This window comes from Xanthobacter dioxanivorans (assembly GCF_016807805.1).
Classification (GTDB): domain Bacteria; phylum Pseudomonadota; class Alphaproteobacteria; order Rhizobiales; family Xanthobacteraceae; genus Xanthobacter; species Xanthobacter dioxanivorans.
Map to the genome: position 1 here is coordinate 5,178,028 of NZ_CP063362.1, position 12,216 is coordinate 5,190,243.

A 12,216-nucleotide genomic window follows, 5' to 3' on the forward strand; every position below is an offset into this window, starting at 1 on the left:
CCCACTGCGACAGTCCGGATTTCTTTACCGTGCGTCAGGGGAGGATCTCGCCAACTCCGATCGTGGCTGATAGCCTCGCGAAGTCGTGACGGCCATGTTCTCGCCGTTGTGATCTGGCCTAGAGGGACCCGAGGTCGGAGAGGAATCCGGCTGCAGGGACTGGCTCCGGGCCGGTCGATTGGGGTTCGCCCTCGCCTTGCGTGTGCGGTGCACGCGCATCCGGTGGCAGACTCAAGGCGCCGGGCGTAAAGGGAATAGTTACCAGGTTTCGGCAGGTTTGCAGGGCTGGCGGGCTCGTGCGGCGTCCGAGTTGGACGCACGGGCTCAGCGACCACAACGTCAGCGGTTCAGGCGCGGTTCCATCCGCATCCGAAGACGACTGTGCGCAATGGACCGGGAGCCCTGCAATGCGTGAACGAGGCCGGATGCGACCGGCGGATCGAATAGCGGGGACCATGACGCACTCGAACCGGATTACCGACGAGGAGGAGTACGACGACGCCCCCTATGGATCGCTAGGTCCGGAGGGTCGTTCGCGCGCTTCTCACCGCAGCACCCTCCTCGGCATCGGAGCCGGGGTCACGGTGGGTCTTCTGATGGCCGTGGGCGCCGTGTGGGCCGCGAAGGGTTCCTTCGGCTTTGCCAGCTCCTCCGGCTTTGCCACCTCCCAGGCCCATGATGCGGGCCGTTCCCTCCGACTGCTCGCCGCGGCGGGCGCCAGCGTGACCGAGTCATCCCTGCTCGAATCGTCCGGCGCGCTCGAGATCGACATCGGCCGCATCTATCTCACCAGCCACGCCCTCAACGGCGCGCCGCTCTCCAGCGGCCTCGAGCTGGACCCCGGCCAGGCCAGCGCCGGCGCGCCGGTGAAGGTCGCGCGCAGCGTGCCCCTACCCACTGCCAATCCCCTCTTCGCAGGCCGTGGCCAGAACGCCTCGGACGGCCTGAAGGCCTTGCAGGAGCTGGACGGGGGCGTCCCGCTGCCCCAGCGCAATCCGTTGTCGCGCGAGCAGCGCCTCGCTTACGCGCCGATCCCGGATGCGTCGACCCCGCTGTCCGACACACCTTCGGCGGCGCCTCCCGCCACGGCTCCGGACGCACCCCCGTCGGAAGACGCGGTCCTGCCCACCCCCGGCAGCGGCTTCGCGCTTTACGACATCAAGGGCAAGACCGTCTACATGCCCAACGGCGACCGGCTGGAAGCCCATTCGGGCTATGGCGAGATGTTCGACGATCCGGCCCACGTCTCCCGCCGCATGGTTGGCCCGACCCCTCCGAACACCTATTCGCTTACCATGCGTGAATCGCTCTTCCACGGGGTGGAGGCCATCCGCCTCAATCCCATCGGTCCGGGCAAGATGTACGGGCGCACGGGCATCCTCGCCCATACCTACCTGCTGGGACCGCGCGGAGACTCCAACGGCTGCGTGTCGTTCAAGGACTACGAGAAGTTCCTGGTCGCGTTCAAGCGCGGCGAGATCAAGAAGATGGTCGTGGTGGCGCAGCTTGAGAACGCGCCCAAGGAACAGAACTTCCTGCTGTCCTTCCTGAAGCCGCGCTGAGCCGCGGCCCGGCCTTGAGCCGGACCCGGCGGCTGAACCGGCCCAGCCGGCCCCTCCTTATCCCGACTCCGGAAAAGGGCACGCGCCCGGCATGCTCCCCGCCTTTCGGCTCCGGCGGAGCGCCGGGCCGCGGCTGGCGCTCCGAGTGCCATCATGGCACCTCGAGCGTGACCACCTTGAAGCTCGTGAGCGTGGACGGCCCGAACGACGTGACGATGGCCACGTCGGTCGCATCGCGCCCGCGCGCCATCAGCACCCGGCCGATGCGCGGCTTGTTGTGCCGGGCGTCGAACGTGTACCAGCGTCCGCCGAGGAAGACCTCGAACCAGGCGCTGAAGTCCATCGGCGCGGGATCCGGCGGAACGCCGATATCGCCGAGGTAGCCCGTGCAGTAGCGTGCCGGAATGTTCATGCAGCGGCACAGGGTGATGGCGAGATGGGCGAAGTCCCGGCACACGCCGGACTTCTGCGTATAGGCGTCAAAGGCGGTCTTCAGCGGGCTCGCATGGGCATAGTTGAAAGCGATGTGGCCATGGACGAAGTCGCAGATGGCCTGCACCAGGGGCCAGCCCTTCGGCACCTGGCCGAACAGGGTCCAGGCCACGTTGGTGAGCCGGTCGGTCTCGCAATAGCGGCTGCCGAGCAGGAACAGGAGCACGTCCACCGGCAGATCGCCCAATGCGTGCTGGACGGCGCCGGGCGCCACCTCATCCGGGCGACCGCTGTCGTTGATGACGAAGTCACTGTGGATCGTCAGGCGGCCGGCGGGGGCGGAAATGACGTGGCAGAAGTTGCCGAAGCTGTCGTGATAGGTGTTGGCCTGGATCGGCGGGTCGAACATCACCCGGTCGACGCTCACCAGATCGTTCATCCGCGTGGGGTGCACGCTGAGGGTCAGGATCATCGGCGTCGGCTGGGGGCAGACGTGGGAAATCTCGTAGCCCGCGCGAATCTTCATAGGGTACCTCGTAGGGTTTGCGCGAGCAGGACGCGCGGATGTCTGCTATGGCTCGCTGCAACTCGAAAAGACGGCGTGCTTCACCGGCATCGCCGGACGCGGTGTGAGGACCTCATTTGGACCGACAGTTAAACCGACCGTTGGACCGGACAGACCCCTTGCTGGCGGAAGACGAGATGCCGCCGGTCACCATGTTCAATGCGGAAGGCGCGTCCGCGTTCCTCATCGTCGCAGACCACGCGGGCAACGCCTTTCCGCGGTCAGTGGACCGGCTCGGCGTTTCCGAGGCGGATCAAGCGCGCCACATCGCCTGGGATATCGGCATAGCGGGCGTGTGCCGCGCGCTGGCGGAACGACTCGATGCTTCCCTCATACAGCAGAATTATTCGCGCCTCATCATCGACTGCAACCGGATGCCGGGAACGCCGTCCTCCGTCCCGGAATTGAGCGAGGCGACACCGGTCCCCGGCAATCTCGACCTCTCCCCGGCCGCGACGGCGGCGCGCGTGGACGAGATCTTCCAACCCTACCACGCGCGCATCGCCGCCGAGCTCGATCGGCGGGACAAAGCCGGGCGCCCGGCCGTGCTGATCGCCATGCACAGCTTCACGCCCGCCTATCTCGGCGTCGCCCGGCCCTGGCACGTCGGCGTGCTCTACAACCGCGACGCGCGGCTGGCCGGCGCGGTTCTGGCGGCGCTGCGTGCGGAACCCGGCCTCGTCGTTGGCGACAACGAGCCGTACAGTGTCGGCGACGCGACAGACTATACAATCCCCGTGCACGGCGAGCGGCGCGGGCTGCTGCATGTGGGCATCGAGATCCGCCAGGACCTGATCGCCACGCCCACCGGGCAGGCGGAATGGGGAGCGCGGATGGCCCGCGTGCTTTCGTCCGCCCTCGACTCCTGCCGCGACCGGCGGGCAGCGGAATAATTTCGCCTGCGAACGCGTGGCGGCGGGGGACTTCCCGTTGCCGCGGCGTGCTTCTTGCTTTGCTCCGGCATCTGGCCTTCGAGGCACCGCATCTTGCGGCGGCCCGGCGCGACAGAGGTCTGGGCGGATCCGCCCGGATGAACGGCGCCGGGCGGGAGCGAACGTGGGCACTTTCGGACGCAGGCGCAGCATGTGCGAGTGGTCGGACCTTGCGGCCGACGACATCGATCTCGCCGCCATCCTCGCCGGGGGGCAGGGCCACCAGCTCTCGCCCTTTCACCTTCTGTCGGTTCCCGGCATCAGCGCCCGCGACCAGAGGGCCTGCTCGGAGCTGTGGACCCGCGAGAGACGCGCGGCGGCGCTGGTGGAGCGGGGGACCCTCGCCTTCACCTTCCCGCCGTCGGAGCGGCGAAAGATCCGGCTCGGCTACCTCTCCAACGACTTTCAGGAGCACGCTACCGCGCATCTTCTGATCGAGGTGCTGGAGGCGCATGACCGTGGCGCGTTCGAGGTCCACGCCTACTCCTTCGGCGCCGACGACGGATTGCCCATGCGACGCCGGCTGATGGCCGCCTGCGACCGTTTCGTGGACATCACCGAGATGGCGGACGGGGCGGCGGCGCAGCTCATCTTTGACGATGAAGTGGACATCCTCATCGACCTGAAGGGCTTCACCGCGCGGGCCCGCACCGGCATCGCGCTGCTGCGGCCGGCGCCGGTGGTGGTGAACTACCTCGGCTATCCCGGCACCATGGGCGCGGGGGTCTGCGACTATGTCATCACCGACCCCTTCCTGACGCCGCCGGCCAGCGCCGAGAGCTATGCGGAATCCTTCGCCTACATGCCCCACACCTACCACCCCCATGGCCGGGGCACGCCGGTGGGGGTGCCGCCCTCGCGGGCAGAAGCCGGGTTGCCGGAGGCGGGCTTCGTCTTCTGCTGCTTCAACCAGCCCTACAAGATCGCGCCGGAGATGTTCGACATCTGGTGCCGGCTCCTGTCCGCCGTACCGGACAGCGTGCTGTGGCTGCTCGACGACGCCTACGCCGCCGGCAACCTGCGCAGCGAGGCGATCCGGCGCGGCATCGACGCCCGCCGCCTGGTGTTCAGCCCCAACGTCTCCCAGGCCGAGCACCTGCGCCGGCTCCAACTCGCCGACCTGGTGCTCGACACTTCGCCCTTCAACGCCCACACCACCGCCAGCGACGCCCTGTGGGCCGGCGTGCCGCTGGTGACCTGCCCCGGCGACACCTTCCCCTCCCGTGTCGCCGGCAGCATCCTGCGGGCCATCGGGCTGGCGGACCTCGTGACCGAAAGCCCGGAGGCCTATATGGAGCTCGCGCGCGCGCTGGCGTGCGACGAACCGCGCCTCGCCGCGATCAGGATGCGACTGGCGAGGAACCGGATGACGGCGCCGTTGTTCGATGTGGCGGCCTATACCGCGGATCTCGAGGGACTCTACAGCGCCATGTCGGCGCGACACCGGGCGCGCCTGCCTCCTGCGGCCATCGGCGCACGCGGCTGATGGCTCGACCTCGAACCACACCTCTTTGAACCGGCGGATTTGGCTTCGATGCGGAAGGCGCATTGCGGCAAGTGCCGGCACATGTGCTAGGATGGGTCGCATCCGGCCTTGCGCCGTACGTCCCGAGCAAACGGCCGCGCTGCGACCGGGGTTTCTCGGCAACCCTCAGATTGGAGCCGTTTTGCAGGTACTCGTCAGAGACAACAACATCGAGCAGGCCCTGAAAGTCCTGAAGAAGCGGATGCAGCGGGAAGGCATTTTCCGCGAGATGAAGCAGCGCAAGGCCTATGAGAAGCCCTCCGAGCGACGGGTCCGCGAGGCGGCCGAGGCGGTTCGGCGCACCCGCAAGGCGGCGCGCAAGAAGGCCCAGCGCGAAGGCCTGATCGCCGCTCCCAAGCGTGCGCCCAAGCGGCCGGTGGCTGCCCCGCGCTGAAGCGCGGATGGTTTCCGGGCCGGATCGATGTCCGGCCCGCCACGCCGCCGCAGGCCGCAGTCTCAGTAGAACGGCCGCGTGAGCCGCGCAGAGGCGAGCGTCTTTCCATCGACATCGATGGCGTCGACGGTCCAAGTGTACATGCCCCCGACGCAAGGCGGACGAAACTGGACGGTGCCCTTGGGCACGGTCCCGTTGGCGGGGAGCACCACATCCGACCCGCCGAGTTCACGACCGGTGGGAGCAATCAGCGCAAATCTCAGACTGTGCGTTCCGGCCGGCACGTCCCCCACCCTGAATTCCGGGCTGATCGGCCTGGGCGCGCACAGGGTCGAGCCGATCCAGGAAAAATCCACGGTCATGTCGCGAGGCGTAGCCCACGCGCTGGCGATGCTGCAGCCGAAAATGCACAGCACCGCGACAAATGTTTTCATATGTGAGCCTCGGGCTTCGGAAGCGAAGCCATGGGTAGCATAGCATGTTTGGGGGTCCGACTTCGACGTGAACGTCAAAAATCTACCCTCCGGACATGAATTTGCCCGCGGCAGTTCTTTTTGGAAGCTATCTCCGGCGTTGTGTGCTAACTGGAAAACATGCAAGCTAAATTCAAAATCGACTCCAAGGTTGAGTTCGTCGGGGGCTTCCGGGCTCCCCCGGGCGTTTTCGCGTGATCCGCCAGATGCCGGCGGACTCCGGCGAGACCAGCTACCGGGTCAAGAGCGAGACCGAGGCGTTCGAGCGCGTGGCGCGGGAGTCGCAGCTGCGCCCCGTATAGACTGCAAAGTCGGCTCGTTTTCGCACCGGCACCTTTTCGCCGGGCGCCTTTTTGCGAAGCCCTCGCCATAGGCCTTGTGCGAAACACAATTGCCCGCTAGAAGTCAAAACATCGATCTTGGCAGTTGAACTTTCTACTGCGCCCCGCGCACCTGACGGTACTTCCCTTCAAAATCGACTCGTTGCTCGCATAGCTCTCGCTGTGCGTGCGAAATCTATCGTACGATTGAAAGGAAATCGTCATGAACATCGGAACAGTGAAGTGGTTCAACGGCACCAAGGGTTTCGGCTTCATTCAGCCTGACGACGGCGGCACGGATGTGTTCGTGCACATCTCCGCCGTGGAACGCGCCGGAATGCAGACCCTCAACGAAGGGCAGAAGGTCGAGTTCGAAATCATCCGTGACAACAAGTCCGGAAAGAATTCGGCCGGAAATCTTCGCGCCGCGTGATCAAATTCCATCCTCATTGACCACGGATGTACCGGCAATGAGGTAACGGCACTTTGAAGATCACAGCAAAAGCTCCGCGTCCCGATGGGACTGCGGAGCTTTTCGCATTTTTGTCACCTGCCTCGTCCAGCACCTGTCCCCGCCGCAGACGTGTCAGGGGAGCGTCCCTTGAGTGGAACGGCCCTTGCGGACTCCCGCTCACAACGGCGGAACGGATCACTTGCCGACGGGGGTGGCGGCCGCATCGGGATTGTGATCGGGGAGAGACAGAACGGCCGTGGCGCTGCCGTTCTGCAGCCGGGCCTGGCGGACCCCCACCGATCGCAGGACCCACCCTTCGTGCGCCTCGCCCGCCTTCAGCCGCACCACCGCGCTGGTCGCCGGATCGAGGAAGATGCCGTAGCCCTCGCTGCTGCCGACCACGGTTCCCACCAGCGTGAGCCGCAATTGCGCGCGCGCCGGCTCGCCCGGTTCCGCCGACGCGGGTTCCGCAACTGCCGGGACAGGCGCCTCCGCCAGTGCGGCCGGACGGCGCGACGGGGAGAAGACCGGTCTCTCGCGCGTCGCGCTGAGGGAGGCCAGCGAGATGGACCACAGCGGATTGCCGCGCGGCGCCGCCGTGTCGCTCGTGGCGGTGTCCCGGGGCGCCGCGAATTCGACGCGATCCATCGGCGCCGGCGGCGTGTCCAGATCGAGGGCGGCGGCGGGGCCGCAAGCCGCGACGCCGATCAGCATCGGCGAGAGGATGCCAGGCAGGAGCCGCGCGAGCATGGTCATCGTGCTCCCTGCCACTGGCCGTAGACCGTGAGGGTGACCCGCATCCTCTCGTCCGCGGGCGCCTCGGTGCGGCCCTCCGGCGAAGTCCCGCTCGCCTGCACGACGAGCTGCCCGACGAACAAAAACGGCATGCCCGCCTCCAGATCATAGAGCAGCTTCTGCAGATCCGGCTGGGCCATGTCGAGGGTCGCGCTCACGGCAACGAAGCCCGCGCCGTAGGGCGTGCCCTGCACCTCGACGCGCGACGAGGTGAGGCGGCCGCCATGGGCCGACACGGCGCTGGAGAGCCGCTGCAGCAGGTCGGCGCCGGCGATGGTCAAAGAAGGGCCGTCGAGGAACGCCGACCCTCTCTGCGGGCCCGGCGCCGCGCCGGGCGTCGAGGACGGCATGGGTCCCCGCCCCTGCAGGCGGTCGAGCAGCGCCGTGGCGTCCGCGACGGCGGCACGGCGCTCCATCAGGTCGGCGATGGTGCCGAAGGCGAGCCAGAGGAGGATGGCCACGGCCGCCACATATCCCAGCGCCGCCAGCAGCGGCCGCAACGCGCGGGCCGGGGGCCGGCGGGCGGTGAAGCGCCGGGTGGTGGGGGAAAGCCCGCTCATTTGCGGACCTCCGGCGGCAGGGTGATCCGCGCCTCGATCTGGAAACGCTCGCCGCGGGCGTCGGTCAGCGGCGTGGTCGGAGCGATGAACGTCGCCTGCGCGAACTTCTGCGACTGCTCCATGAGGCGGATCAGGTCCGCCGCCGCGCGGGAAATGCCGGTGATCTGCACCTTGTCGCCCTCGACCTGAAGCTCGGTGACGTAGGTGTCGTCGGGGAGCACCTGCGACAGGGCCTCGAGCACCAGCACGGTGGACGGCTGCTCATGCTTGCGCCGTTCGAGCGCGCGCAGGGCCGGACTGTCTGCCCCCTGCCCGTCCCGCCCGGCCACCAGGGCCCGGCGGGCCACGGCGATGCGCTGGCTCAGCTCGTCGCGCGCCTCGTCGAGGCCGCCGCCGATGAGCGCCGACATGCCCAGGGCGAGGGTCGCCAGCACCACAGCCGCCCCCAGGATGGCGAGGAGATATGAGCGGATGCGGGCCGTTCCCCCCATTTCCCCGCTCACATCGTCGAGCACCCGCACCGGGTCGGCACCCGGCGCGGCGCCCACCCGGGTCACCACAGTGATCGAGCGCACGCCCGCGGCCTTCAGCGGGTCGATGCACGGGGCGATGCGCTCGCGCGGGGCGGCGGCGACCCACAGGCGGATGCGCTCATCCGCGGCTTCCACCGGTGGCGTCCAGCCGTAAACGGCCGCACCGGAGCTCCACGGCGTGAGCCGGTCGATCTGCGAGCGCACGATGCCTTCGAGGAAGTCGGCGGCGCCCTTCGGCAGGTCCAGCGGCCGGACCAGGAAGCGGGAGGGATCGAGCGCCAGCTCCACCGCTTGCCCCTTCAGCAGCGCCGCGATGTGCGGCGGCACCTGCGGGCCAGCGAGGGCAAAGCTCGCCCCGCCGCCGGCCGCCGGCCCGAGCGAGAACCGGCCGCCCTCCTCTTCCGTGATGCGGATCGTGCCGGCCCGCCGCGTGTGCTCGAAGAGCCCCGCGACGAAGCCGGCGACCAGGTCCAGCCAATGGGAGAAGGCGTCGATGAGCCGGGCCAACGTCACGGCCTGCCTCCCGTCCGCGCCAGCGCGGCGGAAGGCGCCGCGTCCTCGCGCCACGACAGGAGCCGATACGGGGCATCGGCGAACGCACGCACCAGAATCACCGCCTCCAGGAAGCGGCTGCGCCGGCCATCGAAGTCGATGCGCACACTCACCCGCACCGCGTCGGAGGGCTTGACCGCGTCCGCCGGCGCGGGCGCCTCTTCGCCGGGGGCGACCGCCGGCTCCGGGGCGGCGGCGGCGGCCGCGCGCACGAGCGGGTCGGCGTCGTGGAGATTGACCATCGGGCGTCCGCTGAAGACCGTGACGTATGGCAGCGCCGCCTCCACCAGCGCGGGCGGCAGGTCCGCGACGCGCCAGAGCTCCTCGGCGTGCACGAACGGCCCGGCACGCGGCATGTAGCCCATCCCGGCGTCCCGATACAGCGCCGCTTCCTGCCCCTGGTCGGAGAGGTCGGCGGGGGGCCCGCGCCAGCCGACGATGCGCTGCGCGTACCGCGTGGCCTCGGAGGGCTGCGCCCCGAGCACGGTGAACAGGCCGGCGAGCAGCTCCGGCGGCGCCGTATTGAGGTCGATCCGCGCCGTTTCGTCCTGGAACACGGCGAAGATCCGGGCCTTCCCCATCCGGAAGCGGATCTCGCCGCGGCTGGCCCGCTCCGCCTTCGGAACCGAGACGAGGCGGAACGCCGCGAGCTCGACGGCGGCGGTGGCCAGGCTGCGGGTGGTCACCGCCTCGTCCCGCGCCGCCGCGGCGGCGGCCGTGTTGCCGATATACAGCGCGTAGATGGAGACGAAGGCCGCGAGGGCGCCGAGGATCCAGAGGACGGCGACGAGGATGAAGCCCTGCGACGCCACGGAGGCGGCGGCGGGCGCGTGGCGCGGCGCGGTCATTGCGTCTTCCCCTGTGCGGCGTCGCCCCCGCCGGTCGCCTCGGGCGGCTCCGACCCGCCGCAGCCGGGCTGCTGCGGATTGCTGACGCACGACGCCGGAAGCTCGGCGCGAAGCGCGATGCTGGTGGAAACGTCGAGGGCCCGCCCGGTCGCGCCGTCGCGGACCACGAGCCGGACCGCCCTGGGAAGCTCGTCCAGCTCCCGCCACTGGTCGGACCAGAGGCCGTCGCGCCCGGCATAGGAGAAGGAGACGCGGTAGGGTGGGCGAAGCAGCACCACCGGCGCTGCGAACTGTGCTGGCGGCGAGTCGGCATCACGCGGCACGTAGGGCGCGGCGCTTCGCGTGAGCGCCGCGCCACCGCTGCCGTCGGTCTCGGCGAGCCTCACGATCTCCAGCCCCGGCCGTGCGTTCGGCCCGAACGCCGAACGCACGAAGACGATCGAGGATGCGAGCCCGTCGAACAGCGGGCGCGGGCGCTCGCGGGTGGCCGGAACGAACTCCACCGCCGAAAGGTCGGCGGCGACGCGATCGAGGGCGAGGGCGATGGCCTCGCTGGTCTCCACCCGGTCGATCCCACGATGCCAGTTGGGCAGCCACTGCCTGGTCGCCATGGCCAGCGCCGTCAGCACCAGCCCGGCCAGCACCAGGGCCACCAGCAACTCGACCAGGCTGAACCCGGCGGCATGGCGCCGCGCTCCAAATCTGCGATGGAAGACGCGCGCCCCGTTCATTGGGCGCCTCGCGGAACAAGCCGGACGGTCTCGATGGTGACCAGGGCCCCGGAGGGCGCGCGCACCCGGATCAACACGGTCTGCGGCACCCAGCGGGCGCCGGCCGGCAGGTCGCCTACGTCCAGCGGGCGCACGTCCATGCGCCAGCGATGGCCGGCCACCTCCCCGTCGGTGCGGCCAACCGCGAGGTCGCCACGGGCGGGGATGCCGGTCTCGACGGCGCGCGCGGTCTGCAGCAGGCCCACATGGGCGTCGAGGGCCCGCGAGCCCCGCGCGCTGGTGCCGGACACCTGGGCGATGGCGCCGAGGCAGGCCGCCGCGACCGCCAGCGCCACCAGCACCTCGATGAGGGTGAAGCCGGCCCGGCCCCCGGCGCCGGTGCGCGGCGCGCGCGCCGACCCGTCGGGGCAACGCTCAGGAGCTGCGACGCGGGACAATCTCGACCCCTCCGGTGAGCCAGTTCACCCGCACCTCGTAGGCCGCGCCGTTCCGCGCCAGGGTGAGGACGCCGCCGCACGACAGGCCGGACGGCAGGAAGCCGATGGCCCCGCGCACCGCCCTGCCATTGCAGTATTGCGGCAGCACCGCCTGCATGCGCACGTCGGCGGGAATGCGGACCGTGCGCCCGCTCGATCCCGAGCGGATGCGCCCGGACGGGGCGTCGACCTCGGTGGCGACCGGGGCGCCGCGGCGGATGGCGGCGGTGCGGTCGGCTTTCAGCAGCGCCGCCGTCTCCACCGCGAAGGCCTCGAGCCTCGGCCGCGAGGTGCCCAGCGGCAGGCGCGGCAGGGCGATGGCCGCGATGGCCGCCACGATGGCGAGCGCGCACACCACCTCCAGGAGGCTGAACCCGGCTTCCCCCGGCGTGGGGGCCATGCCAATGGGGGCCATGCCGCGCCGGCGTCTCACCGCACAGCGCTCGTGATGTCGGCGGCGGTGCCGGTGCCGCCCTCCTGCCCGTCCGAGCCGCGCGAGACGATGTCGTAGGGCGCGCCCTGGCCGGGAGCGCGATAGACATAGGCCTTGCCCCACGGATCAAGGGGCAGGGTGCCGCCCTTCAGGTACGGCCCGTTCCAGGCGGCGACGCCGGGCGGGCGCTGGACCAGGGCGTTGAGGCCCTCCGACGAGGTCGGGTAGCGGCCGGCGTCGAGGTAGAACAGGTCGAGGGCGCTGGCGAAGCCCTGGATCTGGATCTTCGCCGTCTTCACCTTGGAATCGCCGAGATAGCCGAGCACCCGCGGCCCGACGAGGGCGACGATGAGGCCGATGATGGTGATGACCACCAGCAGCTCCACCAGGGTGTAGCCGGCCGTGCTGCGCCGGCGGCGGCGCTTGGACCCCGTTGGGAAACTCAGGAATGGCATTGCCGCAATCACTTTCGTCATGCCCGGCCTGGTGCCGGGTATCCACGCCGAACCACATGGGACACCGTGCGTAAACCCGTCCCGGCCGCCCCGCCTGGATGGCCGGGACACGCCCGGGCATGGCGGCGGTGACGTGCCGGAGCGGATGCGACCGCCGGAAAACGAGGTCTTCACGT

At 69.6% G+C, this 12,216-nt stretch carries 15 protein-coding genes; 5 read left to right on the forward strand and 10 right to left on the reverse strand.

Annotated features, from left to right (window positions below; translation table 11 throughout):
* Positions 1–455: 455 nt before the first annotated feature.
* On the forward strand, positions 456–1,562 hold the full coding sequence (locus EZH22_RS24070) for a DUF2778 domain-containing protein (RefSeq protein WP_231711125.1): 1,107 nt from the start codon (positions 456–458) through the stop codon (positions 1,560–1,562).
* A 151-nt stretch (positions 1,563–1,713) separates the two neighbouring features.
* On the opposite strand, the gene EZH22_RS24075 is transcribed toward EZH22_RS24070, so the two are convergent.
* Positions 1,714–2,520 (reverse strand): transglutaminase-like domain-containing protein, encoded by an 807-nt coding sequence (locus EZH22_RS24075; protein ID WP_203192907.1) that lies wholly within the window; start codon positions 2,518–2,520, stop codon positions 1,714–1,716.
* A gap of 176 nt (positions 2,521–2,696) precedes the next feature.
* Between EZH22_RS24075 and EZH22_RS24080 the strand changes: the two genes are divergently transcribed.
* The 3 genes from EZH22_RS24080 (at position 2,697) to rpsU (ending at position 5,410) form a co-directional block, all read left to right on the forward strand.
* The gene (locus EZH22_RS24080) at positions 2,697–3,452 is read left to right on the forward strand and encodes an N-formylglutamate amidohydrolase (protein ID WP_203196734.1); all 756 of its coding nucleotides are present in this window, start codon (positions 2,697–2,699) and stop codon (positions 3,450–3,452) included.
* Between the two features lie 190 nt (positions 3,453–3,642).
* Positions 3,643–4,977, forward strand: coding sequence for an O-linked N-acetylglucosamine transferase, SPINDLY family protein (locus EZH22_RS24085; protein WP_203196735.1), 1,335 nt, complete (start codon positions 3,643–3,645; stop codon positions 4,975–4,977).
* A gap of 181 nt (positions 4,978–5,158) precedes the next feature.
* Positions 5,159–5,410, forward strand: a complete 252-nt coding sequence (gene rpsU, locus EZH22_RS24090) for a 30S ribosomal protein S21 (protein ID WP_203196736.1) — start codon at positions 5,159–5,161, stop codon at positions 5,408–5,410.
* A 62-nt stretch (positions 5,411–5,472) separates the two neighbouring features.
* Here the strand turns inward: rpsU and EZH22_RS24095 are convergent, their stop codons facing one another.
* The gene (locus tag EZH22_RS24095; protein ID WP_203192908.1) at positions 5,473–5,844 is read right to left on the reverse strand and encodes a YbhB/YbcL family Raf kinase inhibitor-like protein; all 372 of its coding nucleotides are present in this window, start codon (positions 5,842–5,844) and stop codon (positions 5,473–5,475) included.
* Positions 5,845–6,426: 582 nt separating this feature from the next.
* Between EZH22_RS24095 and EZH22_RS24100 the strand changes: the two genes are divergently transcribed.
* Positions 6,427–6,636 (forward strand): cold-shock protein, encoded by a 210-nt coding sequence (locus EZH22_RS24100; protein WP_203192909.1) that lies wholly within the window; start codon positions 6,427–6,429, stop codon positions 6,634–6,636.
* Between the two features lie 216 nt (positions 6,637–6,852).
* Here EZH22_RS24100 and EZH22_RS24105 read toward each other — a convergent pair whose 3' ends face one another.
* From EZH22_RS24105 to gspG, 8 genes are read right to left on the reverse strand one after another with little or no spacing between them, the layout of a single operon-like run.
* On the reverse strand, positions 6,853–7,413 hold the full coding sequence (locus EZH22_RS24105) for a general secretion pathway protein GspN (RefSeq protein WP_203192910.1): 561 nt from the start codon (positions 7,411–7,413) through the stop codon (positions 6,853–6,855).
* Complete coding sequence (gene gspM, locus EZH22_RS24110; protein WP_203192911.1) at positions 7,410–8,012, reverse strand: type II secretion system protein GspM; 603 nt, start codon at positions 8,010–8,012, stop codon at positions 7,410–7,412. Before gspM ends, EZH22_RS24105 begins: the two co-directional genes overlap by 4 nt.
* The gene (locus EZH22_RS24115) at positions 8,009–9,058 is read right to left on the reverse strand and encodes a PilN domain-containing protein (protein WP_203192912.1); all 1,050 of its coding nucleotides are present in this window, start codon (positions 9,056–9,058) and stop codon (positions 8,009–8,011) included. The genes gspM and EZH22_RS24115 overlap by 4 nt, the downstream gene beginning before the upstream one ends.
* Entirely contained in the window at positions 9,055–9,945 is an 891-nt protein-coding gene (locus EZH22_RS24120) for a type II secretion system minor pseudopilin (protein WP_203192913.1), read from the reverse strand. The genes EZH22_RS24115 and EZH22_RS24120 overlap by 4 nt, the downstream gene beginning before the upstream one ends.
* Positions 9,942–10,676 carry a prepilin-type N-terminal cleavage/methylation domain-containing protein gene (locus EZH22_RS24125; protein ID WP_203192914.1) on the reverse strand — a complete coding sequence of 245 codons (735 nt, stop codon included), beginning with the start codon at positions 10,674–10,676 and terminating at the stop codon, positions 9,942–9,944. Before EZH22_RS24125 ends, EZH22_RS24120 begins: the two co-directional genes overlap by 4 nt.
* On the reverse strand, positions 10,673–11,113 hold the full coding sequence (locus EZH22_RS24130) for a prepilin-type N-terminal cleavage/methylation domain-containing protein (protein WP_203192915.1): 441 nt from the start codon (positions 11,111–11,113) through the stop codon (positions 10,673–10,675). Before EZH22_RS24130 ends, EZH22_RS24125 begins: the two co-directional genes overlap by 4 nt.
* Positions 11,091–11,567 carry a GspH/FimT family pseudopilin gene (locus EZH22_RS24135; protein ID WP_203192916.1) on the reverse strand — a complete coding sequence of 159 codons (477 nt, stop codon included), beginning with the start codon at positions 11,565–11,567 and terminating at the stop codon, positions 11,091–11,093. The genes EZH22_RS24130 and EZH22_RS24135 overlap by 23 nt, the downstream gene beginning before the upstream one ends.
* A 14-nt stretch (positions 11,568–11,581) precedes the next feature.
* The gene (gspG, locus tag EZH22_RS24140; protein ID WP_203192917.1) at positions 11,582–12,040 is read right to left on the reverse strand and encodes a type II secretion system major pseudopilin GspG; all 459 of its coding nucleotides are present in this window, start codon (positions 12,038–12,040) and stop codon (positions 11,582–11,584) included.
* Positions 12,041–12,216 lie beyond the last annotated feature (176 nt).

Bases quoted from the DNA above. Each gene is read 5' to 3' on its own strand.
- EZH22_RS24070 (WP_231711125.1), top strand. From the start codon at position 456: ATGACGCACTCGAACCGGATTACCGACGAGGAGGAGTACGACGACGCC.
- EZH22_RS24075 (WP_203192907.1), bottom strand. From the start codon at position 2,520: ATGAAGATTCGCGCGGGCTACGAGATTTCCCACGTCTGCCCCCAGCCG.
- EZH22_RS24080 (WP_203196734.1), top strand. From the start codon at position 2,697: ATGCCGCCGGTCACCATGTTCAATGCGGAAGGCGCGTCCGCGTTCCTC.
- EZH22_RS24085 (WP_203196735.1), top strand. From the start codon at position 3,643: ATGTGCGAGTGGTCGGACCTTGCGGCCGACGACATCGATCTCGCCGCC.
- EZH22_RS24095 (WP_203192908.1), bottom strand. From the start codon at position 5,844: ATGAAAACATTTGTCGCGGTGCTGTGCATTTTCGGCTGCAGCATCGCC.
- EZH22_RS24100 (WP_203192909.1), top strand. From the start codon at position 6,427: ATGAACATCGGAACAGTGAAGTGGTTCAACGGCACCAAGGGTTTCGGC.
- EZH22_RS24105 (WP_203192910.1), bottom strand. From the start codon at position 7,413: ATGACCATGCTCGCGCGGCTCCTGCCTGGCATCCTCTCGCCGATGCTG.
- gspM (WP_203192911.1), bottom strand. From the start codon at position 8,012: ATGAGCGGGCTTTCCCCCACCACCCGGCGCTTCACCGCCCGCCGGCCC.
- EZH22_RS24120 (WP_203192913.1), bottom strand. From the start codon at position 9,945: ATGACCGCGCCGCGCCACGCGCCCGCCGCCGCCTCCGTGGCGTCGCAG.
- EZH22_RS24125 (WP_203192914.1), bottom strand. From the start codon at position 10,676: ATGAACGGGGCGCGCGTCTTCCATCGCAGATTTGGAGCGCGGCGCCAT.
- EZH22_RS24135 (WP_203192916.1), bottom strand. From the start codon at position 11,567: ATGGCCCCCATTGGCATGGCCCCCACGCCGGGGGAAGCCGGGTTCAGC.
- gspG (WP_203192917.1), bottom strand. From the start codon at position 12,040: ATGCCATTCCTGAGTTTCCCAACGGGGTCCAAGCGCCGCCGCCGGCGC.